This window comes from Streptomyces roseifaciens (assembly GCF_001445655.1).
GTDB classification, from domain to species: domain Bacteria; phylum Actinomycetota; class Actinomycetes; order Streptomycetales; family Streptomycetaceae; genus Streptomyces; species Streptomyces aureoversilis.
This window is the reverse complement of sequence record NZ_LNBE01000004.1, coordinates 2,850,594-2,873,276: the sequence shown is the minus strand read 5'-3', so window position 1 is coordinate 2,873,276 and position 22,683 is coordinate 2,850,594. Positions and strand designations below refer to the sequence as shown.

The window sequence follows — 22,683 nt, the reverse complement described above, 5'->3', positions numbered from 1 at the left end:
ACACCGGGTCCCCACCCGGCGTCCGTGGTTGTCGCTCTTACGCTACGAGCCGTAGCGTAACTGCACCCCCCGCCCCCTCCGCAAGCCCCCCTGCCCCGGGGCCTACTCGGCGGTAGGGTCCCGTGCCATGAGCCCCGTCCCCTCCCCCGCGCGCCGCACCGGGCGCCCGCGCAGCCCCGAGGCCGACCGCGCGATCCTCGAGGCGACGCGCGCCGCGCTGGTCGAGCTGGGCTGGGGAAAGCTGACGATGGGCGACGTGGCCGCCCGCGCGGGGGTGGCGAAGACCACGCTCTACCGGCGCTGGGCGAACAAGAACGAGCTCGTCGTGGACGCGGTCGCGGCACTCTTCGACGAGCAGCTGGAGCTGCCGGACCTCGGCAGCCTGCAGGCCGACATCGAGGGCGTGGTGCTGCGGTTCGCGGCGCTGCTGGAACGGCCGGAGACGAAGACGGCTCTGATGGCCGTGGTCGCGGAGTCCACGCGGGACGATGCTCTGCGCGAACGCATCCGGGACGCGATCGTGGACCGCCAGAAGCGCCTGGTCCTCCTGGGGCGGGAGCGAGCCCAGGCGCGCGGGGAACTCCCCTACGAGGAAGACCCGTCGGCCGCGGCCCGCACGGCCGACCTGATCTTCGACGTGATCGCCGGCGCGGTGGTGCACCGCACACTGGTCAGCGCGGAGCGGGTCGACCCCGAATGGGCCCGCGGCTTCGCCGTGCTCCTGCTCGGGGGCTTGCGGGCGTAGCCGCGCTGCTGCGCGGCGCCCGTATGCCGCCGGACCGGCCCGGCTTTACCGAGGCCTCAGCAAAATCAAGCCTGCCCGGCGTTCGATGACCGGGGTCCGGGGCGGAGCCCCGGGAACTCAGAACCCGGCCGGCTCGACGTACACCCCCCACTCGTCCCGCAGCACCCCGCAGATCTCCCCGAGCGTGGCCTCGGCCCGCACCGCCTCCAGCATCGGCTCGATCATGTTCGAGCCGCCCCGCGCCGCGGCCAGCATCGCGTCCAGCGACGCCCGTACCCGCGCGTCGTCCCGCGCGGCCTTGCGCCCGGCCAGGACGCGCACCTGCTCGCGCTCGACCTCGTGGCTGACGCGCAGGATCTCCAGGTCGCCCGTCACCGAGCCGTGGTGGCAGTTGACGCCGACGACCCGCTTGTCGCCCTTCTCCAGGGACTGCTGGTAGCGGAAGGCGCTCTCGGCGATCTCGCCGGTGAACCAGCCGTCCTCGATGCCGCGCAGGATGCCGGAGGTGACGGGCCCGATCGGGTGCGCGCCGTTCGGCACGGCCCGGGTGCCCCGCTCCTTGATCTGCTCGAAGATCTTCTCGGCGTCGGCCTCGATCCGGTCGGTGAGCTGCTCGACGTACCAGGAGCCGCCGAGCGGGTCGGCGACGTTGGCGACGCCGGTCTCCTCCATGAGCACCTGCTGGGTGCGCAGGGCGATCTCGGCGGCCTGCTCGCTGGGGAGGGCGAGGGTCTCGTCGAGGGCGTTGGTGTGCAGGGAGTTGGTGCCGCCCAGGACCGCGGCGAGGGCCTCCACGGCCGTGCGCACGACGTTGTTGTACGGCTGCTGCGCGGTGAGGGAGACGCCCGCGGTCTGGGTGTGGAAGCGCAGCCACTGCGCCTTCTCGGACTTCGCGCCGTAGACCTCCTTCATCCAGCGGGCCCAGATGCGGCGGGCGGCGCGGAACTTGGCGATCTCCTCGAAGAAGTCGACGTGGGCGTCGAAGAAGAAGGAGAGGCCGGGTGCGAAGGTGTCGACGTCGAGCCCGCGGCTCAGGCCGAGCTCCACGTACCCGAAGCCGTCGGCGAGGGTGTAGGCGAGCTCCTGCGCGGCCGTGGCCCCGGCCTCGCGGATGTGGTAGCCGGAGACGGACAGGGGCTTGTAGGCGGGGATGGTGCGGGCGCAGTGCTCCATCAGGTCGCCGATCAGGCGCAGGTGGGGCTCGGGCGGGAAGAGCCACTCCTTCTGCGCGATGTACTCCTTGAAGATGTCGGTCTGGAGCGTGCCGTTGAGCACGGCGGGGTCGACGCCCTGCCGCTCGGCGGCGACGAGGTACATGCAGAAGACGGGCACGGCGGGCCCGCTGATGGTCATGGACGTCGTCACGTCGCCGAGGGGGATGTCCTTGAAGAGGACCTCCATGTCGGCGGCGGAGTCGATGGCGACGCCGCAGTGGCCGACCTCGCCGAGCGAGCGGGGGTCGTCGGAGTCGCGGCCCATGAGGGTGGGCATGTCGAACGCGACCGAGAGTCCGCCGCCGCCATTGGCGAGGATCATCTTGTAGCGCTCGTTGGTCTGCTCGGCGTTGCCGAAGCCGGCGAACTGGCGGATGGTCCAGGTGCGGCCGCGGTAGCCGGTGGCGTACAGGCCGCGGGTGAAGGGGTACTCCCCCGGCCAGCCGATGCGCTCGAAGCCCTCGTACGCATCGCCGGGGCGGGGGCCGTAGACGGGAGCGACCTCGTCACCGGAGAGGGTGGTGAAGTCGGCGTCCCGCTTGCGGGCCGCGTCGAAACGCTCCTGCCAGCGGCCGCGACCGGCCTCGATGGCTGCTGCATCCATGTGCTCTCGTCCACCTCTCCGCGTCCTGCCCGCTCCGGTCCGGCGCTGGCCCGGCGGGCAATTTACTAGGACGTCCTAGTAAATCGTCGCGCAAGAGCGCCCCGAACACAAGGGGTGTCCGGGGCGGGGTGTCGCGGGGCGACGGGGAGGGTACGGGCGGCGGTGCCGTCAGGCGGTGGCCCGGACCGGGGCGTCCGCGATCAGCGGCTCGACCTCGCGGACGACCTTGCGCTCGACGAAGAACGCGGCCGTCGGAATGGTGCCGGAGACCAGCACCCACAGCAGCTTGCCGAACTTCCAGCGGGCCTTGGAGCCGAGGTCGAAGGCGAAGATCAGGTAGACGATGAAGAGCACGCCGTGGATCTGGGAGATCACCAGCGTCGCGTTCGCGCCTGTGTCGAAGCCGTACTTGAGGACCATGCTGGCGCAGAGGACCAGCAGCATCACGGCGGTGGCGTAGGCCATCACGCGGTATCGGGTCAGGACGCTCTTCTTCATGGCAACGAGCGTAACCGCCCGTTCCGGGGCGATCTTCGCCGCCCCGCCCGGCCGCGCTACTCCTCTTCGCCGGGCTCCGCGAAATCACCCGCGGCCACCCGCAGGGGCCGCAGCATCGTGAAGATGTCGCCGCACTCGTCCGCCCCGTAGGCGCCGAGGCCGAAGTCCATCGCCATCAGGTCGCGCGTGGCGCCGTCCACCGCCTCCCGGCCCTTCTCCGTGATCGACGCGAGCGTGCCGCGCCCGTCCTTGGGGTTGGGGCGCTTGGCGACGAGGCCGGAGGCGACCAGCCGGTCCACGGTGTTGGTGACCGACGTGGGGTGCACCATCAGCCGCTCGCCGATCTTCGACATCGGCAGCTCACCGGCCTTGCTGAACGTGAGCAGCACCAGCGCCTCGTAGCGCGCGAACGTCAGCCCGTACGGTTTGACGACCGCGTCGACCTGGCCCAGCAGGATCTGATGGGCGCGCATGATCGAAGTGATCGCGGCCATCGACGGCACGGAGCCCCAGCGCTGCTTCCAGAGCTCATCGGCTCGGGCGATGGGGTCGAAGGGGAGGCTGAGCGGCTTGGGCACGGTCACGAGCCTACAGTTCGGTCATATCCCGGTCGGGCGTATCTCAGATCCCGGACGGATCCGCCGGCACCGTCGCGGCCTCGCGCACCAGCCGCACCGCCGTCGCCAGGCTCAGGCCCCGCTCGGCCTTGCGCAGCGCCTTGATCGCGTGCAGCTCCTGGCTACGCGCGTCGACACCCGCCTCGGCGAGGATGCCGCGCACCCACTCGGCCCGCACCTCGCGCTCCGGGCGGGCCGCGTGCTCGGCGATCAGCGCGGCCGCCCGCTCCAGCCCGGGCCGTTCCTCGGCGCCGGCCACGGCCAGCGCCTCGCGTATCGCCACGGCGACCGCCTGCGTGTCGCGCAGCACCACCACCTCGAAGTCGGCGCCGGACTTCTTCGTCCCGCCGGTGAACACGTCGAGCATCGCAACTCCCCCTGCAGATCTTGACCGTGGATCACGCCGAGCCTACGACAAGCCGCACGGCGCCCCCGACCACCAGGGTGCCGATCGCCCCGGCGCCCACCACGACCCAGTGGACGGGCGCGTACTCGGCCGCCGCCCCGGCCAGCGCCATGCCCAGCCCCTGGATGGTCATCGTCCCCGCCGTCTGCAGGGTCATCGCCCGTCCGCGCAGCTCCTCGGGCACCGCGGCGACGAACCACTGGTCGAGTCCGAGCGTGTACGCCGCGCCCAGACCGGCCAGGGCCACGGCGCCCAGCGCCCAGCGCCCAGCCGAGGGAGGGCCTCACCGCGTAGAGCAGGAAGGGCAACAGGAGCACGGACGCCGCGGGCAGCGTGACGCGTTCGCGGTCCCGCGGGCCCAGCAGCGACCCGGCCAGCACCTCGCCGGCGATCGAACCCCCCGTGGCAGGCGACGGTCGTCTACCCGGCGCGCGGGATAGGCGGCCTGTGGGCCGGGCCCGGCACGGGGGGGGCGCGCACGCGCTCGTCCGCCTCCTCGGCACCAACCGCGCGGCCCTCCTCGCCTCCCTGACGGGCGCGGCCTCCGGCACCGGCGGATGACGCGCCCCCACAACGGCGAACGGCCCGGTCCGGGAGCGCATGTGCGCTCCCGGACCGGGCCGTTTCCGTCAGCCGGGGTCAGCCCTCGGAGAGGTACCGCTCGACCGTTTCCACCTTCGACGTCAGGCCGTTCGTCACGCCCGGGCGGATGTCCGCCTTCAGGACGAGGGAGACCCGGCCCGCGCGGGCCTCGACCGCTGCGACGGCTCGTTTGACGACGTCCATGACCTCGTCCCACTCGCCCTCGACCGACGTGAACATCGCGTCCGTACGGTTCGGCAGGCCCGACTCGCGCACCACGCGCACCGCGTCCGCCACGTACTCGCCGACGTCCTCGCCGACGCCCAGCGGCGACACCGAGAAGGCGACGATCATGCGTTGACCACGCCCTCCTTGCGGGCGCGGGCGGCGATCAGGCTCGCCTCGGCCTCGCGGCGCAGCATGCGGTCGGCGAAGAAGCCGCCCGTCGGCAGGACGGAGAGGACGAAGTAGAGGGCGGCGGTCTTCAGGGACCACTTGGTCTTGTTCCAGGCGTCCAGCCAGAAGATCACGTAGATGATGAAGAGGACGCCGTGGACGGCACCCATCACCGGTACGGCGTTGAAGTCCGTCATGCGCTTGAGCACGGAGCAGACGAGCAGCAGCAGGAAGGAAACGGCCTCCGGAGCGGAGACCAGGCGGAGCCGGCGCAGGGCGGAGGCGGTCTTGATGTCCACGGGGGTACGCACCTTCGTGAGTCAGTGGCTGGACAGTGGCGGGACGACTACAGCTTGTGATGGCATTCACAAGCTCGTCCATTGTTGCAGCCTCGTCCCGGATGCCTGGATCCGGGGTCATTCCGGGACCAAGGCCCTGTCGACCGGCGAGTCCGCCCGCTAGCGTCGTCCCGTGGCACAGTTTCGGCTCCAGGGGAGCAAAGTCCTCGCCGTCGACCTGGCGGGCGACGCGGTCAAGGCCAAGAACGGCTCGATGATCGCGTACGAGGGCGACATGAACTTCAAGAAGATGACCGGTGGCGGGGACGGCCTGCGCGGCATGGTCACCCGCCGGCTCACCGGCGAGCAGATGGAAGTGATGGAGGTGAAAGGACACGGCACCTGCTATTTCGCCGACCGGGCGACCGAGATCAACCTCGTCTCCCTGCGCGGCGAGACGCTCCACGTCGAGGCGAGCAACCTCCTCGCGGCCGACGCGGGCCTGCGCACCGGCACCACCTTCACCGGCCTGCGCGGCGCCTCCCAGGGCAACGGCCTGTTCACCACGACCGTCGAGGGCACGGGACAGGCGGCGATCATGTCCGACGGCACGGCCGTCGTGCTGCGCGTGACCCCGTCCACGCCCCTGCAGGTCGACCCGGGCGCGTACATCGCCCACACCGGCAAGCTCAAGCAGCACTTCCAGTCCGGCGTCAACTTCCGCACGTTCATCGGCGAGGGCTCCGGCGAGGCGTTCCAGATCCGCTTCGAGGGCGAGGGCCTGGTCTACGTGCAGCCGAGCGAGCGCACCACCGTGGGAGGCGACGTCTGATGCCGTTCCGGACCCTGAACTCCCGCATGGTCGAGGCGCAGATCGCCCCCGGCCAGCGCCTCTTCAGCCAGCGCGGCGCCATGCTCGCCTACAAGGGCGACGTCTCCTTCACCCCCAGCATCACCGGCGGCCAGGGCGGCGTGATGGGCATGATCGGCCGCCGCGTCGCCAACGAGGCCACCCCGCTGATGACCGTGGAGGGCAGCGGCACGGTGATGTTCGGCCACGGCGGCCACCACGTGCAGGTGATCGAACTGTCGGGCGAGACCCTCTACGTCGAGGCCGACCGGCTGCTCGCCTTCGACGGCACCCTGCGGCAGGGCACGATGTTCATGGGCTCGCAGGGCGGCGTCATGGGCATGGTCCGCGGCCAGGTCACCGGCCAGGGCCTGTTCACCACGACCCTCAAGGGCCACGGCGCGGTCGCCGTGATGGCCCACGGCGGCGTCATCGAGCTGCCGATCCGCCACCAGCGGGCCGTCCACGTGGACCCGCAGGCCTACGTCGCCCACCGCGGCGAGGTCCGCAGCAAGCTCTCCACCGCCATCGGCTGGCGCGAGATGGTGGGGCGCGGCTCCGGGGAGGCATTCCAGCTGGAGCTGTCCGGCGAGGGCACGGTCTACGTACAGGCGTCGGAGGAGAAGCTGTGAGCACTGCCAACGGTCCGGTCGTCTTCGACGCGCACACCCTGCCGGCCGACGACAACGTCAACCCGTACGCCTTCAGCGTGGACCTCGACGGGCAGTGGTTCCTGCAGAAGGGGAAGATGATCGCCTACTACGGGAACATCGACTTCCACGGCATCGGGCACGGCCGCCTCGACCGTCTCATCGCCCACAGCTTCCACTCGCCGCTGCACGCCGCGGACTGGGTGGTCGCCGAGGGCAAGGGCAAGATGCTGCTCGCGGACCGCAGCTTCGACGTCAACTCCTACGACCTGGAGGAGGGCAATCTGACGGTGCGGTCGGGCAATCTGCTCGCGTTCCAGCCGTCGCTCTCGCTCAAGCAGTCGATCGTCCCCGGATTCCTCACGCTCATCGGCACGGGCAAGTTCGTGGCGGCCTCCAACGGCCCCGTCGTCTTCGTGGAGCCACCCGTCCGGGTGGACCCCCAGGCCCTCGTCGGCTGGGCCGACTGCCCCTCCCCCTGCCACCACTACGACCACCAGTACCTGCGGGGGGTGCTCGGCGGCGTGCGCGCCTTCACGGGCCTCGGCGGCACCTCGGGCGAGGAGCACCAGTTCGAGTTCGTGGGCGCCGGTACGGTGCTGCTGCAGTCCACGGAGCAGCTGATGGCCGAGATCCCGACCGGTGAGACGCCGCAGCAGGAGGGGGTCCCTCACGCAAGCCCGTCGAATCAGCCAACCACGCCCCGTATGCCGGGCCAGCTCGGAGACCTCCAGCGCCGCTTCGGGCTGTGAGCGGTACTCTGCGGAGTGTGACGTCGAACGTGTGACCTCACGCTCCGCACCACAACTGGTTAATCTTTCAACTTTCTTAGGTAGAATTCCTCTATGTCTATGGACACCGAGAACGGCACCCGCTGGCTCAGCGAAGAGGAACAGCGCGCCTGGCGCGCCCACCTGGACGTCAGCCGCCTGCTGATGCACCAGCTCGAACGGGACCTGCAGCCGTTCGGCCTCACCAACAACGACTACGAGATCCTGGTCAACCTCTCGGAGTCCGAGGACCACCGCATGCGGATGAGCGACCTCGCCACCGCCACGCTGCAGTCCAAGAGCCGTCTCTCCCACCAGATCACCCGCATGGAGAACGCGGGCCTGGTCCGGCGCGAGAACTGCGAGTCGGACCGCCGGGGCCTGTACGCCGTCCTCACGGAGCACGGCTGGGACACGATGCGGCAGGTCGCCCCGCACCACGTGGCCTCCGTGCGCGAGCACTTCATCGACCTGCTGGGCGAGGCGGACCTCAAGGCCCTCTACGCCTCCCTGGCCCCGGTCGCCCAGCACCTGCGCTCCCTGCGCGGCCGCACCTGAGCCCCGCCCCGCAGCCGCGCCCGGGCCCGGCCCGCCCCGGCGCCGCCGCACGCGCTCAGGGGCGGGCCGTGCCCATGTAGTCCGCCCAGATGCGGGCCGGGAAGGCGTTGCCCCGCTGACCCTCCTCGCCGCCCAGGTCCGGCATCGGCAGGAGCGGGCCGCCCTCGGGCTTCGTGCGGAACACCGTCACGGCCGTGGAGAGGTTCCCGGACCAGCCGGTGAACCAGGCCGAGTTCAGGCGGTCCTGGTCGCCGGTCCGCCCGGCCGACCAGGAGCTCCCGCCGGGGTCGCGGAGGGCGCGCGCCACTTCGTCGGCCACGTCCTTGTCCAGGGCCCGCCGCGCCTTGGCCCGGCTCTCGAAGCCGCCCACGGACGCACCGCCCTTGACGACCTTGGTGACGGAGTAGGGGTCGTTCTGCAGGCCCCGTTCGGCGAAGGTGCCGTACGCCGCGGCCATGCGGATCGCACTCGGCGTGGACGTGCCGATGGGGAAGGCCTGTTCCAGCTCGGCCATGCTGCTCTTGAGCAGGCCGGCCCGGACGGCCGTGTCCCGCACCTTCTTCAGGCCCACCTCCTGCCCCAGGCGCACGTACGTCGCGTTGCCCCCGCTCGTCAGGGCCTGGCGGAGGGTGGGGTGGTTCTCGTCGGGGCCGGAGTCCCCGGCCTCCTGGAGCTTGCCGCTGTCGTCGTAGTAGCTGCCGGGGTCCACGCCGTCCTGCAGGGCGGCGGCGAGGACGAAGGGCTTGAAGGCGGAGCCCGCCGGGACGCCCGAGGTGTCGGCGTTGTTGGCGAAGTGCTTCGTGGCGTCGGGCCCGCCGTAGAGGGCGAGGACGGCGCCGTCCGAGGGCCGTACGGAGGCGGCCCCCGCCTGGACGTCCGTGTCGGAATCCGGCCGCTTCCGCGGATCGGTGTCCTTCGCGAGGACGCCGTCGACGGCCTTCTTCAGCCGCTCCATGCGGCTCTTGTCGAAGGTGGTGTGGATCCGGTAGCCGCCGAGGGCCAGGTCCTGCTCGGTGAGCATGGCCCGCTGCCTGATGTCCTTGTTGGCGACGTCGACCAGATAGCCGGCCTGGCCGCCGAGCCCGGTGGACACGGACTGTTTGCGGGGTTCGGGGAAGGTGCGGTAAGTGTCGCGCTCCGCCCGGGACATGCGGCCGGTCTTCACCTCCCGGTCCAGGATCCACTTCCAACGGTCCTCCGCCCGGGCGTGGTTGCTCCGGCTCACCGAGGGGTCGTAGAGCTCGGCCCCCTTCAACAGGGCGGCGAGCATGGCGCCTTGGCTCGGGTCGAGCTTCTTCGCGGGGATGCCGTAGTACGCCTGGGCGGCGGCCTCGATCCCGTACGCCCCGCGCCCGAACCAGCTGGTGTTGAGGTAGCCCTGCAGGACCTCCTGCTTGCTCTTCGTCCGGTCCACCTTCAGCGAGATGACGAACTCCTTGACCTTCCGGGTGGCGGTCTGCTCCTGCGAGAGGTAGGTGTTCTTCACGTACTGCTGGGTGATGGTGGAGCCGCCCTGCGTCTCCTCGCCCCCCGCCGTGCTGGCGAAGGCCCGCAGGATGCCCTTGAACGACACTCCGCGGTCACGGTAGAAGCTCTCGTTCTCGGCGGCTATCACCGCGTTCTGCGTGGACTCCGGTACGTCGGACAGCCGGACGATGGTGCGGTTGACCTCGCCGATGCTCGCCAGCCGCGAACCGTCCGACCAGTAGTAGGTGTTGGCCTCCCGGCGGGCCGCGGCGTTCTCGTCGGGAATGTCGACACTCGCGTAGACGCACGCGAACAGCCCGGTCACACCGCCCAGGCCGAGCAGGAGGGTGCCTCCCGTCAGCCGCCACGACGGCAGCCAGCGGCGCACGCCGCGTCTGCCCCGACGGGGGTAGTCGATGAAGCGCTTGCGGGCTGCCGCTTCCTCCGTCCTGCGGCGGCGGGGACGCAGCTTCTGCCGGTTCTTGCTCAAGGGCTGATCGCTCTCGACGGAAACGGGGGACATCCGTAAAGACGTTCCCCGACCAAGATCCGTTTCGGCGAATCGTATGAGCGTTCCATGACAGTTCAGGAGGCGGGCGCACCGCGTTCCGTCAGGCCCGCGACCAGCTCGTCCGCGGCCGCGTACGGGTCCAGCGATCCGCCGACGATGCGCTCCGCCAGGGCGGTCAGGCGGCGGTCGCCGTGGAGGTCGGCGATGCGTTCGCGCAGGGCGGTGACGGCGATGGTCTCGACCTCGCGGGCGGCCCGGGCGATGCGGCGGTCCGCCAGGACGCCCCGCTCCTCCATCCAGGCCCGGTGCTTCTCCAGGGCCTCGACGAGCTCGTCCGTGCCCTCGCCGCGCGCGGCCACCGTCTTGACGATCGGGGGCCGCCAGTCGCCCGGGCCCCTGGCCTCGCCCAGCCCGAGCATGTGGTTGAGCTCGCGGGCCGTGGCGTCGGCGCCGTCGCGGTCGGCCTTGTTGACGACGTAGACGTCGCCGATCTCGAGGATGCCCGCCTTCGCGGCCTGGATGCCGTCGCCCATCCCCGGGGCGAGGAGCACCACGCTCGTGTCGGCCTGGGAGGCGATCTCCACCTCGGACTGGCCGACGCCGACCGTCTCGACGAGGATCACGTCGCAGCCGGCCGCGTCCAGGACGCGGATGGCCTGCGGAGCGGCCCAGGCCAGGCCGCCCAGATGGCCGCGCGTGGCCATGGAACGGATGTACACCCCCGGGTCGGAGGCGTGGTCGGACATCCGTACGCGGTCGCCGAGCAGGGCGCCGCCCGAGAACGGCGAGGACGGGTCGACGGCCAGCACCCCGACCCGCTTGCCCGCCCGCCGGTAGGCGCTGACCAGCGCCGACGTCGACGTCGACTTGCCGACGCCGGGCGAGCCCGTGAGGCCCACGACGTACGCGCCGCCGGTCAGCGGCGCCAGGGCGGCCATGACGTCGCGCAGTTGCGGGGACGCCCCCTCCACCAGGGAGATCAGCCGGGCCACGGCGCGCGGCCGGCCTTCGCGGGCCTGCTCCACCAGTGCGGGGACGTCCACCATCAGTGCTCCGTTCTGGGAAACCTCGGGAAGCGTGAGGTCACTTGCCGGGGACGCGGATGATCAGGGCGTCGCCCTGGCCGCCGCCGCCGCACAGGGCCGCCGCGCCGACGCCGCCGCCGCGCCGCTTGAGCTCCAGCGCGAGGTGCAGGACGGTGCGGGCGCCGGACATGCCGATCGGGTGACCGAGCGCGATGGCACCGCCGTTGACGTTCACCTTTTCCGGGGACACGCCGAGGTCCTTGATTGACTGCACGAGGACGGCGGCGAACGCCTCGTTGATCTCGATGAGATCGAGGTCCTCGACGGTCAGGCCCTCGCGGCGCAGCGCGTGCTGGATGGCGTTGGAGGGCTGGGAGTGCAGGGAGTTGTCGGGACCTGCGACGTTGCCGTGGGCGCCGATCTCGGCGATCCACTCCAGGCCCAGCTCCTCGGCCTTGGCCTTGCTCATCACGACGACGGCGGCGGCGCCGTCGGAGATCTGCGAGGAGGTGCCGGCGGTGATCGTGCCGTCCTTGCTGAAGGACGGGCGCAGCCTGCCGAGGACCTCGGTGGTGGTGTCGCCGCGGACGCCCTCGTCGTGGGCGAAGACCACCGGGTCGCCCTTGCGCTGCGGGACCTCGACCGGGGTGATCTCGGCCTCGAAGATGCCGTTCTTCTGGGCGGCGGCGGCGCGCTGGTGGGAGCGGGCGCCGATCTCGTCCTGGGCGGCGCGGCCGATGCCGAGGCGGGTGTTGTGGTTCTCGGTGGAGGCGCCCATGGCGATGGACTCGAAGGAGTCGGTGAGGCCGTCGTGGTCCATCGAGTCGAGCATCTCGATCGCGCCGTACTTGTAGCCCTCGCGGGACTTGGGCAGCAGGTGCGGGGCGTTGGTCATGGACTCCTGGCCGCCGGCCACCACGATGTCGAACTCGCCCGCGCGGATGAGCTGGTCGGCGAGGGCGATGGCGTCGAGGCCGGAGAGGCAGACCTTGTTGATGGTCAGCGCGGGGACGTTCATGGGGATGCCGCCCTTGACCGCCGCCTGGCGGGCCGGGATCTGCCCGGCGCCGGCCTGCAGCACCTGACCCATGATCACGTACTGCACCTGGTCGCCGCCGATGCCGGCCCGGTCGAGGGCCGCCTTGATGGCGAAGCCGCCCAGCTCGGCCGCGGAGAAGCTGCGCAGGGAGCCGAGCAGCTTGCCCATGGGCGTACGGGCGCCCGCGACGATCACGGAGGTGGTGCTGGTCGAACCGTTCGTACCAGACATGAGGCGCGGCCCCTTCGAGTCGACTTCGAGCGGAGGTTAACGGTGGTTTCCGTCAATGTACTGAGCGGTACCCGCGGGGTCACCGGGCAGCGGGTGTGATCGCAAGCACGTTGCGTACACGTTGCGTGACCAAGCCGTACGGCGGTGCACTGGTTCCATGCTGACGCGTATCGACCACATCGGGATCGCCTGCTTCGACCTCGACCGGACTGTCGAGTTCTACCGTGCCACGTACGGCTTCGAGGTGTTCCACACCGAGGTCAACGAGGAGCAGGGCGTCCGCGAGGCCATGCTCAAAATCAACGAGACCTCCGACGGAGGGGCCTCCTACCTGCAGCTGCTGGAGCCGACCAGGGAGGACTCCGCGGTCGGCAAGTGGCTGGCGAAGAACGGCGAGGGAGTCCATCACATCGCCTTCGGCACGGCGGACGTGGACGGGGACGCCGAGGCCGTCCGCGGCAAGGGCGTGCGGGTGCTCTACGACGAGCCGCGGATCGGTTCCATGGGCTCGCGGATCACCTTCCTGCACCCCAAGGACTGCCACGGCGTGCTGACCGAACTGGTCACCTCGGCGCCCCCGGCGGACCGGGAGCACTGACCCTCACCTCCCCCGGCCGGTAGAGTGCGGGTTCGGCCGGGGTCCTGGGGGTGGGGGCCCGGACCGGGCTGTACCGATGATCTGACACCATTTCTTCGGAAGGGCGGGCTCCGGATTCCAACCGATACACGCGGGAACGGGCCGGCCGCCAAGGCGACCAGGGGACGGATGGGACCGCGCAGTGCGGGGCAACGACCGCTACGAGGCTGACGACCACCTCTCGCAATTCGAAGCCGAGATGGAGCGGCTGAAGAAGGAGCGGGAGAAGGCGGTCCAGCACGCCGACGACCTCGGCTACCAGGTCGAGGTGCTGCGCGCCAAGCTCCACGAGGCGCGCCGCAATCTCGCCCACCGCCCGGCGTACGACACCGCCGACATGGGTTACCAGGCGGAGCAGTTGCTCCGCAATGCCCAGATTCAGGCGGATCAGATGCGCACGGACGCCGAGCGCGAGCTGCGCGAGGCCCGGGCGCAGACGCAGCGTCTGCTGCAGGAGCAGGCCGAGCGCCAGGCGCGGATGGAGGCCGAGCTCCACGCGGAGGCCGTCGCGCGCCGCCAGCGCCTGGACGAGGAGCTCAACGAGCGCCGCCAGACCGTCGAGTCGCACGTCAACGAGAACGTGGCCTGGGCCGAGCAGCTGCGTGCGCGCACGGAGTCCCAGGCCCGGCGGCTGCTGGAGGAGTCCCGGGCGGAGGCCGAGCAGGCGCTGGCCACGGCCCGCGCCGAGGCCCAGCGCCTGGCCGAGCAGGCCCGCGCCCGCCTCAGCTCCGCGGCCGACGAGGCCCGCGCCGAGGCCGAGGCCCTGCTGCGCCGTGCCCGTACGGACGCCGAGCGGCTGCTGACCGCCGCGTCCGCGCAGGCGCAGGAGGCCACCGACCACGCCGAGCGGCTGCGCGCGTCCGCCGGTACGGAGAGCGACCAGGCCCGTACGGCCGCGGCCGAGCTCACCCGTACCGCCGAGGCCCGCCTGCAGGAGGCCGACTCGTCGCTGCGCGAGGCGCGCGCCGAGGCCGAGAAGCTGGTCGCCGAGGCGAAGGAGAGCGCCGAGCGCCGCCTGTCGGGCGCCGAGTCGGAGAACGAGCAGCGCACCCGCACCGCCCGGGCCGAGGTCGCCCGGCTGGTCAGCGAGGCCACCAAGGACGCCGAGGCGCTCAAGGCCGAGGCCGAGCAGCTGCGCGCGGACGCCGCCGCGGAGGCCGAGCGGCTCGTCGCCGAGGCCGGCTCCGTCCTGGAGGAGGCCCGCGAGTCGGCGGAGGCGCAGCAGGCGGAGGCGGCCGAGGAGGCCGCCAGGCTGCGCGCCGAGGCCGAGCGGACGGTCACGGAGGCCCGCGAGGACGCCGGGAAGCACCGGCGCGAGGCCGAGGAGGCCGCCGAGGCGCTCCTCGCCAAGACGAAGGCCGACGCGGAGCGCACGGTGGCGGAGGCGTCCGCCCGCTCCAAGCAGATGCGCACCGACGCGTCCGACGCCCTGGCGTCGGCCGAGCAGGATGCGGCGCGGGCGCGCGCCGAGGCCCGCGAGGACGCGAACCGGATGCGCTCCGAGGGCCACGCCGAGGCCGAGCGGATCATCCGCGAGGCCGAGGAGCTCACCTCCGGGGCGCAGAGCGAGGCCGACCGCATCGTCGACGAGGCCCGCGAGGCCGCCGGCCGGCACCGTACGGAAGCGGCCGCGCAGGCCGACGAGCTGATCTCCGAGGCCACGGCCGAGGCGGAGAAGCTGCGGGCCGAGGCCGCCGAGACGGTGGAGACCGCGCGCCGCGAGGCCGCCCGTACGAGCGAGGAGGCCCGCGAGGCCGCCGAAGCCGTCCGCACGGAGGCCGCCGGGAAGGCCGAGCGCACGCTCGCCGAGGCGGACGCCGAGTCCGAGCGGCTGCGCACCGACGCCGCCCGGGTCCTCGACGAGGCCCGGGAGGCGGCGAACGCCCGCCGCACCGAGGCCGCCGAGCAGGCGGACAGCCTCGTCGCCGAGGCGACGGCGGAGGCCGAGCGGATGGCCTTGGAGGCCTCCGAGGCGCTGGCCGCCGCGCAGGAGAACGCCAACAGCACGCGCGCGGACTCCGCACGCATCAAGGCCGACGCCGTCCAGGAGGCGGAGCGGCTGCGCGCGGAGGCCCGTGCCGAGGGCGAGCAGACCGTCGACGACGCCCGTGAGGCCGCCGCCAAGCGGCTGGCCGACGCGGGCGAGCAGGCGGACGCCCTGATCGCCAAGGCGCAGGAGGAGGCGCTGCGCACGGCCGCGACCGCCGAGGAGCAGGCCGACACGATGGTGGGCGTCGCCCGCCGCGAGGCCGAGCGGATCGTCACGGAGGCCACCGGCGAGGGCAACGCCCTGGTCGAGCAGGCCCGTACGGACGCGGACACGCTGCTCGCCGAGGCGCGCGGGGACGCCACCGCGATAAGGGAGCGCGCCGACGAGCTGCGCTCGCGCGTCGAGGGCGAGGTCGAGGAGCTGCACGGCCGGGCGCGGCGCGAGGCCGCCGAGGCGATGCAGTCGGCGGGCGAGCGCTGCGACAAGCTCGTCGCGGCCGCGACCGAGCAGCTCGAGGAGGCCGAGGAGAAGGCGAAGAAGCTGCTGTCCGACGCGAGCAGCGAGGCCAGCAAGGTGCGGATCGCCGCGGTGAAGAAGGTCGAGGGGCTGCTCAAGGAGGCCGAGCAGAAGAAGGCCGCCGCCGTACGGGAGTCGGAGCGCCTGCGCACCGAGGGTGCGGAGGAGGCCAAGCGCCTTGTCGAGGAGGGAAAGCGGGAGTTGGAGGTCCTGGTGCGCCGTCGCGAGGACATTCAGGCCGAGATTTCCCGTGTCCAGGACGTGTTGGAGGCGTTGGAATCTTTTGAGGCCCCGGGGGCCGGAAGCGCCAAGGATGGCGGGGTGAAGGCAGCGGCGGGTGCCGGTGCTACTCGTTCGGGTGGCAAGCAGTCACAGAAGTAGCCACTCAAACGGGGGGACATTCTCCAGATCTGCCAACCATTCACCTGATGACACGCCGCTCGCACCCCTAGGATTCCCTCTATCACCTCACCGGTCTCTTATGACAGGAACCCCATGAGTGACACTTCCTCCCCCTTCGGCTTCGAGCTTGTGCGGCGTGGATACGACCGCGGCCAGGTGGACGACCGCATTACCAAGCTCGTCGCCGACCGAGACAGCGCACTGGCACGCATCACCTCTCTGGAAAAGCGCATCGAGGAGCTGCACCTCGAGACGCAGAATGCTCAGGCCCAGGTCAATGACGCCGAGCCGTCCTATGCGGGGCTGGGGGCGAGGGTCGAGAAGATCCTTCGGCTGGCCGAGGAAGAGGCCAAGGATCTGCGTGAGGAGGCGCGGCGCGCCGCCGAGCAGCACCGCGAGCTTGCCGAGTCCGCCGCCCAGCAGGTGCGCAACGACGCCGAGTCGTTCGCCGCCGACCGCAAGGCGAAGGCGGAGGACGAGGGCGCGCGCATCGTCGAGAAGGCCAAGGGCGACTCCGCCCAGCTGCGGGCCGAGGCGCAGAAGGACGCCCAGTCCAAGCGCGAGGAGGCGGACGCCCTCTTCGAGGAGACCCGCGCCAAGGCGGCCCAGGCCGCCGCCGACTTCGAGACCAACCTGGCCAAGCGGCGCGAGCAGTCCGAGCGCGACCTGGCCTCCCGTCAGGCCAAGGCGGAGAAGCGGCTGGCGGAGATCGAGCACCGCGCGGAGCAGCTGCGCCTGGAGGCGGAGAAGCTGCGCACGGACGCCGAGCGCCGCGCCCGCCAGACGGTGGAGACCGCCCAGCGCCAGGCCGAGGACATCGTGGCCGACGCCAACGCCAAGGCGGACCGCATCCGCAGCGAGTCCGAGCGCGAGCTCGCCGCGCTCACCAACCGCCGCGACAGCATCAACGCCCAGCTGACCAACGTCCGCGAGATGCTGGCCACGCTGACCGGCGCCGCCGTCGCCGCGGCCGGCGTCCCCGGCGACGACGAGCCGATCTCCCGCGGCGTCCCCGCCCAGCAGAGCCGCTGAGCCCAGGGCCGCTGACCTTCCGGGACTCCCGTCCTGCCCTGTGCGCCGCCTGTGCGGGCGCACGGGGCAGCGGTCGCCCTCCCGGGCGCCCCGGGCCGCTCCCCCGGACGGCCCGCTACCGCTGGCGGGGCATGCCGGCCCCCCTTACCGTGACTGAATGATCGAGCTGCAGGGCCTGACCAAGCGCTACGGCGACAAGCTCGCCGTCGACGGCCTCACCTGCACCGTCCGCCCCGGGATCGTCACCGGCTTCCTGGGCCCCAACGGCGCGGGCAAGTCCACGACGATGCGGATGATGCTCGACCTGGACAGCCCCACCGCCGGCACGGTCCTCATCGACGGGCAGCACTACCGGCAGCTGAAGGACCCGCTGCGGACCGTCGGCGCCCTGCTGGACGCCAAGGCCATGCACGGTGGCCGCAGCGCCTACAACCACCTGCTGTGCCTGGCGCAGAGCAACGGCATCGCGCGCTCCCGCGTCCGTGAGGTTCTGGACACGGTCGGCCTGGCCTCGGTGGCCGGAAAGCGCTCCAAGGGCTTCTCGCTCGGCATGGGGCAGCGCCTGGGCATCGCCGCCGCGCTGCTCGGCGACCCGCAGATCCTGATGTTCGACGAGCCCGTCAACGGCCTCGACCCCGAGGGCATCCACTGGATCCGCAATCTGATGAAGAACCTCGCCTCCCAGGGGCGTACGGTCTTCGTCTCCTCGCACCTGATGAGCGAGATGGCGCTGACCGCCGAGCACCTGATCGTCATCGGCCAGGGCCGGCTGCTCGCCGACACCTCGATGGCGGACTTCATCGCCCGTAACTCGCGCTCGTACGTACGGCTGCGCTCCCCCGAGACCGAGCGGCTGCTGGACGTGCTGGCCGGTGCCGGGATCACGGCCGTGACCACGCAGGACGGCCACCTGGAGGTCGACGGCACGGAGGCGGCCCGGCTGGGCGAGCTCGCCGCGCGGCACCAGCTCGTCCTGCACGAGCTGAGCCCCCAGCAGGCGTCCCTGGAAGAGGCCTTCATGCAGCTGACCGCCGAGTCGGTGGAGTACCACGCGCACAGCGCGCCGGCCGCGGATGCGGGCGCAGGCGCTCCGCCGGGCGGGGGCGCGGTGCCGCCCGGCGGCGGGTGGGGAGCCGACTGGCGGAAGAAGGGATCCTGACGATGGCGGTGGTGGGGCAGGTCCTGCAATCGGAATGGACGAAGATCAAATCCGTCCGCTCCACGGTGTGGACGCTCGGTCTCGCGCTGGTGGTCACCGTTGCGCTCGGCGCGCTGATCAGTGCCTTCTCCAGCAGTAACTTCGAGCGTATGCCGGTGCAGGAGCGGGTGAATTTCGACCCGACCTTTACGAGTTTCGCGGGAATGGGACTCGGCCAGCTCGCCATGATCGTTTTCGGGGTGCTGGTGGTGTCCAATGAATACAGCACCGGAATGATCCGCACTTCACTGGCGGCGGTTCCGCAGCGGGGCACGTTCCTCTTCAGCAAGATCGCCGTGGCCACGCTGATCGCGTTCGTCATCGCGATGCTGACCAGCTTTGTCTCCTTCTTCGTCGGCCAGTCGATGCTCGGCAGTCACCGGACCTCGATCGGCGATGCGGGAGTCCTGCGGGCGGTGATCGGCGGCGGCCTCTATATGACGCTGATCGCGGTGTTCTCGATGGGGATCGCGGCGATGCTGCGCAGCCCGATGCTCTCGCTCGGCATTCTGATGCCGTTCTTCTTCATCATCTCCAGCATTCTGGGCGCGGTGGAGGCGACGAAGAAGGTCGGGCAGTACCTCCCCGACCAGGCGGGCCACAAGGTCATGCAGGTGGTGTCGGTCGACGACGCCCCGTACGGGCCGTGGGGCGGCTTCACGATCATGGTGCTGTGGGTGGCGGCGGCGCTGGCCGGCGGGTACGTCGTGCTGAAGCGGCGCGACGCGTAGCGCCTTTGCCGGCGGATCACACCGGGCCCTCGCCGCGGGGGTGGATCGCCGTGGCGGCGGGCAGTTCTCTCCAGGGCGCGCGACGTAGTCCGTTCCATTCCGTGGACGGGGAATCCGTGAACGAGGAGCTGCCTTGGCCGATCGGAGTCTGCGGGCCCTCGGGCTCGACGGTGCCCCCGCCGAGCTGCCGCTGACGTATCCCGGGCGCCCGGTCGGGGAGCCGGCCCTGCTGACGGGCGGCGAGCTGCTGCCGCTGCGGCCGGATCCGGGGCCGCCGGGCGAGTGGCGGGTGGTGACGGGGATGGGAGGCGCGGAGCCGGGCCTCGACGCCTTCCTCGACCGGATGAGCGCGGCGCGCGTCCGGTCGCGGCACCCCGTGCTCGCCGTGGGGTCCAACGCCTCCCCCGCCCAGCTGCACCACAAGCTCACGCGGCGCGGCGCGGGGGCCACGGTGCCGATGGCACCCGTGGAGGTGCACGGCATCGGCGTCGGATGCTCCGCGCACATCGGGCGCCACGGCTACGTGGCCGCGGCGCCCTACGCGGACCCGGCGGCCCGGCGCACGCTCGTGGCCGGCTGGCTGGACGACGCGCAGCTGGCCGTCGTCGACGAGACCGAATTCAACTACCGGCGGGTGTGGGTGCCGGGCGGGGACTTCCCGATGGCGCTGCCCTCGGGACACCGGCTCGGCGGCGCGCATCTCTACGTGAGCCTGCACGGCGTCCTGGCCGACCCGGGCGGCGGCGGGCCCCGCGCGGGCGGCGGCGACCAGGGCGGCCTGCTGAGCGCGCTGCTGGCCGCCTCACAGGCCCTGCGCGAGCTGCTCGGGCCGGGCCCGGAGGACTGGGTCACCCGGGCGCGGGCGGACGAGGCGGTACGGGCCGAGGGGCGGGCGGTCTTCCGGAGGGAGGGCTGGGTGCTCCCCGAAGGCCTGTCCCTGGGCGAGGGCCGGGTCGGGGACCAGGCCGGCGGCCGTCCCGGCGATCAGCCCGGCGACCGCCCTCACCAGGCGCTCCCCACCCCGCGCAGCTAATCGCGGGTAACGGGAACCGTCAGCTCCTCGTTATGCTCCTAACCCTTACGGGGCCTTACGCCCAAAAGAGCTCGCGAGGGGCGGAGAATGATCGAGGCAGTCGGTCTGACAAAGCGCTACGGCGCCAAGACGGCCGTACACAATCTGTCGTTCCAGGTGCGGCCCGGGGCCGTCACCGGCTTCCTGGGTCCGAACGGATCAGGCAAGTCCACGACCATGCGCATGATCCTGGGACTGGACCAGCCCACGTCCGGACGCGTCACCATCGGCGGCCACCCCTTCCGCAGCCTCCCCAACGCACCGCGCCAGGTCGGCGCGCTGCTCGACGCGAAGGCCGTGCACGGCGGGCGCAGCGCCTACCACCACCTGCTCTCCCTCGCGCAGCTCGGCGGCATCCCGGCCCGCCGGGTGGACGAGGTCCTCGGCGTCGTCGGCCTCCAGGACGTCGCCAAGCGGCGCTCCAAGGGCTTCTCGCTCGGCATGGGGCAGCGCCTCGGCATCGCCGCCGCGCTGCTCGGCGACCCGCAGGTGCTGCTCTTCGACGAGCCGGTCAACGGCCTCGACCCCGAGGGCATCCTCTGGGTCCGCAACCTGATGAAGCAGCTCGCGGCCGAGGGCCGGACGGTCTTCGTCTCCTCGCACCTGATGAGCGAGATGGCGCTGACCGCCGACCACCTGATCGTCATCGGGCGCGGCCAGCTCATGGCCGACATGAGCGTCAAGGACTTCATATCCGCGAACTCCGCGGACTTCGCGCGCGTCCGCACGCCGGAGACGGAGCCGGCGAGCCGCGAGAAGCTCACGGCCGCCCTCGTCGAGGCCGGCGGCCAGGTGCTGTCCGAGCCGGACGGCGGCCTGCGCGTCACCGGTCTGCCGCTGCCGCGGATCAGCGACATCGCCCACGGGACGGACGTCCGCCTCTGGGAGCTCTCGCCGCACCAGGCCTCGCTGGAGGAGGCGTACATGCGGATGACGCAGGGCGCGGTCGACTACCGTTCGACGGCCGACCAGCTCGCCGCCCTCGCCCCGCCGCCCCCGGGCCCCGGCTACGGCCACCCCGGCGCCCCCGCCCCGCAGGGCTGGGCCCCGCCGGAGGGCAACCCCTACCCCGTGCTCCCGGGCGAGCAGCCCAACCCGTACGCGCAGGTCCCGGCCGGCGCCCCGGGGGTTCCGCAGGCCCCCGCGGGCCCGCCGCCCGCCGCGCCCGCCGCCGCTCCCGCCCCTGCCCCCGCCGACCTCACCAAGCGCGACAGCGAGGACGCCCGATGACCACCCCCCAGCCCCAGGCGGCCCACCCGGCGACTCCGCAGGCCGCCCCGCAGGCCCCGCCGCACGCCGCGCCCGGCTACTGGCCCGGCACCGCGCCCGCGGGCGGCGTCTCCGGCTACGTCTCGCCGATCCCGGTCCGCAAGGCGACCCTCATGGACGCCGTCGCGGCCGAGTGGACCAAGATCCGCTCCGTGCGCTCCACGATCTGGACGCTGAGCATCATGGTGGGGATCATCGTCGGCATCGGGCTGCTGATCGCAACCGCCGTCAACGCCGCCGGCAGCTCCATGAACGGCACGAACGCGCTCGCCGCCGGGTTCTTCAGCGTGATGCTCGGCATGATCTGCGTGCTCACGCTCGGTGTGCTGACGATCTCCTCCGAGTACGGCACGGGCATGATCCGTACGACGCTGACGGCCTGCCCCGACCGCGCCCGGGTGCTCACGGCGAAGGCGATCGTCTTCTTCACCCTGACCTTCGTGATCACCCTGGTCGCCACGGCGCTGGTCGGGATCATCGACGTCGCCCTGCTGGAGGACCAGGCCGAATTCGCCTCCACCGGCAGTGAATGGCTCCGGGCGACGATCGGCACCAGCCTCTTCATCGGCCTGCTCGGGCTGGTCTCGCTCGCCATGGGCACGCTGCTGCGGCACTCCGCGGGAGCGATCACGGTGATGCTGGGCGTGGTGCTGCTGCCGCTGGTCGTGGCGATGTTCATGTTCACGGAGAGCCTGTCGGACCTGCGCAAGGCGCTGTTCGAGTACTCGATCCCCATGCAGCTGTCGGTCTTCTACGGCGCCTCCGGCGAGGACTCGGCCACCAGCCTCAGCGGCTGGGACCCCATGTGGATCATGGCGATCGCCGCGGCCGTCGCGCTCGGCGGCGCCTACGCCTCGCTGCTGAAGCGCGACGCGTGACCGCACACCGCTGACGAACCCTCAGTAACGAGGGGCATTCCGGGACCGCTGGAGCCGCACGCTCCGGCGGTCCCTCGCGTTCCAGCAGGACTTGTGCCAGTGCCGCCGGTCGTCGACGCCGGCCCCGTACTGCGGCCAGGCCACCAGGTGCGGCACTCCCGGCGGGATCTCCTGGTCGCACCCCGGGCAGCGGTAGTGCTTCGTGGCCGCGCCGCCGCCGATCGTGCGCACCGCCCACTCCTCGCCCTGCCAGTCCTCGGTGCGCTCCAGGCCGTAGCGGTCGCCGCCCTCGCCGCGGGGGGCGTCTGGCTGCTTGTCTGCGCCGCCTCGCGGGCGGTTTCGGCGCGGAGACACGGGGCACCTCGGTTGGTCTGGGGGGCTACGGGCCGTGACCAGATTACGCGCCAGAGTCACCGTGGTGGGCAGGCGTCCCCCCGGCACCGCGGCGACACTCCCCCGATCATCATGAAAACTTAACGCCGAGCCGTGCCCATGGCACGTGTCAGCCGTTATTTCC

23 protein-coding genes and 1 pseudogene are annotated in these 22,683 nt (G+C 71.8%); 13 read left to right on the top strand and 11 right to left on the bottom strand.

Annotation, left to right across the window (positions count from 1 at the left end; genetic code table 11):
• The first annotated feature begins 127 nt into the window (after window positions 1-127).
• A complete protein-coding gene (locus AS857_RS30160; protein ID WP_058046330.1) occupies window positions 128-745 on the top strand; it encodes a TetR/AcrR family transcriptional regulator in 618 nt (205 codons plus the stop codon).
• 117 nt (window positions 746-862) lie between these two features.
• Here AS857_RS30160 and AS857_RS30155 read toward each other — a convergent pair whose 3' ends face one another.
• From AS857_RS30155 to AS857_RS30125, 7 genes and pseudogenes are all read right to left on the bottom strand, one after another.
• Window positions 863-2,563, bottom strand: a complete 1,701-nt coding sequence (locus AS857_RS30155) for a coenzyme B12-dependent isobutyryl-CoA mutase large subunit (protein ID WP_058046329.1) — start codon at window positions 2,561-2,563, stop codon at window positions 863-865.
• Window positions 2,564-2,731: 168 nt separating this feature from the next.
• A complete protein-coding gene (locus AS857_RS30150; protein WP_058046328.1) occupies window positions 2,732-3,061 on the bottom strand; it encodes a DUF3817 domain-containing protein in 330 nt (109 codons plus the stop codon).
• 56 nt (window positions 3,062-3,117) lie between these two features.
• Entirely contained in the window at window positions 3,118-3,639 is a 522-nt protein-coding gene (locus AS857_RS30145; RefSeq protein ID WP_058047164.1) for a MarR family winged helix-turn-helix transcriptional regulator, read from the bottom strand.
• A 43-nt stretch (window positions 3,640-3,682) separates the two neighbouring features.
• Window positions 3,683-4,045 (bottom strand): hypothetical protein, encoded by a 363-nt coding sequence (locus AS857_RS30140; protein ID WP_058046327.1) that lies wholly within the window; start codon window positions 4,043-4,045, stop codon window positions 3,683-3,685.
• Window positions 4,046-4,076: 31 nt separating this feature from the next.
• Window positions 4,077-4,482: pseudogene (locus AS857_RS30135) on the bottom strand (MFS transporter); the annotation flags it as partial.
• A 241-nt stretch (window positions 4,483-4,723) separates the two neighbouring features.
• Complete coding sequence (locus AS857_RS30130) at window positions 4,724-5,020, bottom strand: MTH1187 family thiamine-binding protein (RefSeq protein ID WP_058046325.1); 297 nt, start codon at window positions 5,018-5,020, stop codon at window positions 4,724-4,726.
• Window positions 5,017-5,361 (bottom strand): DUF3817 domain-containing protein, encoded by a 345-nt coding sequence (locus AS857_RS30125; RefSeq protein WP_058046324.1) that lies wholly within the window; start codon window positions 5,359-5,361, stop codon window positions 5,017-5,019. Before AS857_RS30125 ends, AS857_RS30130 begins: the two co-directional genes overlap by 4 nt.
• 172 nt (window positions 5,362-5,533) lie before the next feature.
• Between AS857_RS30125 and AS857_RS30120 the strand changes: the two genes are divergently transcribed.
• The 4 genes from AS857_RS30120 to AS857_RS30105 all read left to right on the top strand — a co-directional run bounded on the left by AS857_RS30120 (window position 5,534) and on the right by AS857_RS30105 (window position 8,168).
• Window positions 5,534-6,172, top strand: a complete 639-nt coding sequence (locus tag AS857_RS30120; protein WP_058046323.1) for an AIM24 family protein — start codon at window positions 5,534-5,536, stop codon at window positions 6,170-6,172.
• Window positions 6,172-6,822 carry an AIM24 family protein gene (locus tag AS857_RS30115; protein ID WP_058046322.1) on the top strand — a complete coding sequence of 217 codons (651 nt, stop codon included), beginning with the start codon at window positions 6,172-6,174 and terminating at the stop codon, window positions 6,820-6,822. Before AS857_RS30120 ends, AS857_RS30115 begins: the two co-directional genes overlap by 1 nt.
• Window positions 6,819-7,592: an AIM24 family protein gene (locus tag AS857_RS30110; RefSeq protein WP_058046321.1), complete on the top strand. Its 774-nt coding sequence runs from the start codon at window positions 6,819-6,821 to the stop codon at window positions 7,590-7,592. The genes AS857_RS30115 and AS857_RS30110 overlap by 4 nt, the downstream gene beginning before the upstream one ends.
• A 99-nt stretch (window positions 7,593-7,691) precedes the next feature.
• Window positions 7,692-8,168, top strand: a complete 477-nt coding sequence (locus AS857_RS30105) for a MarR family winged helix-turn-helix transcriptional regulator (RefSeq protein ID WP_058046320.1) — start codon at window positions 7,692-7,694, stop codon at window positions 8,166-8,168.
• A gap of 55 nt (window positions 8,169-8,223) precedes the next feature.
• Here the strand turns inward: AS857_RS30105 and AS857_RS30100 are convergent, their stop codons facing one another.
• The 3 genes from AS857_RS30100 to AS857_RS30090 all read right to left on the bottom strand — a co-directional run bounded on the left by AS857_RS30100 (window position 8,224) and on the right by AS857_RS30090 (window position 12,405).
• Window positions 8,224-10,158: a transglycosylase domain-containing protein gene (locus AS857_RS30100; RefSeq protein ID WP_079110725.1), complete on the bottom strand. Its 1,935-nt coding sequence runs from the start codon at window positions 10,156-10,158 to the stop codon at window positions 8,224-8,226.
• Between the two features lie 62 nt (window positions 10,159-10,220).
• Complete coding sequence (meaB, locus tag AS857_RS30095; RefSeq protein ID WP_173864822.1) at window positions 10,221-11,192, bottom strand: methylmalonyl Co-A mutase-associated GTPase MeaB; 972 nt, start codon at window positions 11,190-11,192, stop codon at window positions 10,221-10,223.
• A gap of 37 nt (window positions 11,193-11,229) precedes the next feature.
• Window positions 11,230-12,405 (bottom strand): acetyl-CoA C-acetyltransferase, encoded by a 1,176-nt coding sequence (locus AS857_RS30090; RefSeq protein WP_058047162.1) that lies wholly within the window; start codon window positions 12,403-12,405, stop codon window positions 11,230-11,232.
• A gap of 193 nt (window positions 12,406-12,598) precedes the next feature.
• Between AS857_RS30090 and mce the strand changes: the two genes are divergently transcribed.
• From mce to AS857_RS30050, 8 genes are all read left to right on the top strand, one after another.
• A complete protein-coding gene (mce, locus tag AS857_RS30085) occupies window positions 12,599-13,039 on the top strand; it encodes a methylmalonyl-CoA epimerase (protein ID WP_058046318.1) in 441 nt (146 codons plus the stop codon).
• A gap of 181 nt (window positions 13,040-13,220) precedes the next feature.
• Window positions 13,221-15,965: a hypothetical protein gene (locus tag AS857_RS30080; protein WP_058046317.1), complete on the top strand. Its 2,745-nt coding sequence runs from the start codon at window positions 13,221-13,223 to the stop codon at window positions 15,963-15,965.
• A gap of 114 nt (window positions 15,966-16,079) precedes the next feature.
• Window positions 16,080-17,018 carry a coiled-coil domain-containing protein gene (locus AS857_RS30075; protein ID WP_058046316.1) on the top strand — a complete coding sequence of 313 codons (939 nt, stop codon included), beginning with the start codon at window positions 16,080-16,082 and terminating at the stop codon, window positions 17,016-17,018.
• Window positions 17,019-17,175: 157 nt separating this feature from the next.
• Window positions 17,176-18,177, top strand: coding sequence for an ATP-binding cassette domain-containing protein (locus tag AS857_RS30070; RefSeq protein WP_058046315.1), 1,002 nt, complete (start codon window positions 17,176-17,178; stop codon window positions 18,175-18,177).
• 2 nt (window positions 18,178-18,179) lie between these two features.
• Window positions 18,180-18,947, top strand: a complete 768-nt coding sequence (locus AS857_RS30065; RefSeq protein WP_058046314.1) for an ABC transporter permease — start codon at window positions 18,180-18,182, stop codon at window positions 18,945-18,947.
• A 133-nt stretch (window positions 18,948-19,080) separates the two neighbouring features.
• Window positions 19,081-19,980, top strand: coding sequence for a hypothetical protein (locus AS857_RS30060; protein WP_063804382.1), 900 nt, complete (start codon window positions 19,081-19,083; stop codon window positions 19,978-19,980).
• An 87-nt stretch (window positions 19,981-20,067) separates the two neighbouring features.
• Entirely contained in the window at window positions 20,068-21,249 is a 1,182-nt protein-coding gene (locus AS857_RS30055; RefSeq protein ID WP_058046313.1) for an ABC transporter ATP-binding protein, read from the top strand.
• Window positions 21,246-22,166 (top strand): ABC transporter permease subunit, encoded by a 921-nt coding sequence (locus AS857_RS30050; protein ID WP_058046312.1) that lies wholly within the window; start codon window positions 21,246-21,248, stop codon window positions 22,164-22,166. Before AS857_RS30055 ends, AS857_RS30050 begins: the two co-directional genes overlap by 4 nt.
• A gap of 21 nt (window positions 22,167-22,187) precedes the next feature.
• On the opposite strand, the gene AS857_RS30045 is transcribed toward AS857_RS30050, so the two are convergent.
• Window positions 22,188-22,520 carry a hypothetical protein gene (locus tag AS857_RS30045; protein ID WP_058046311.1) on the bottom strand — a complete coding sequence of 111 codons (333 nt, stop codon included), beginning with the start codon at window positions 22,518-22,520 and terminating at the stop codon, window positions 22,188-22,190.
• Window positions 22,521-22,683 lie beyond the last annotated feature (163 nt).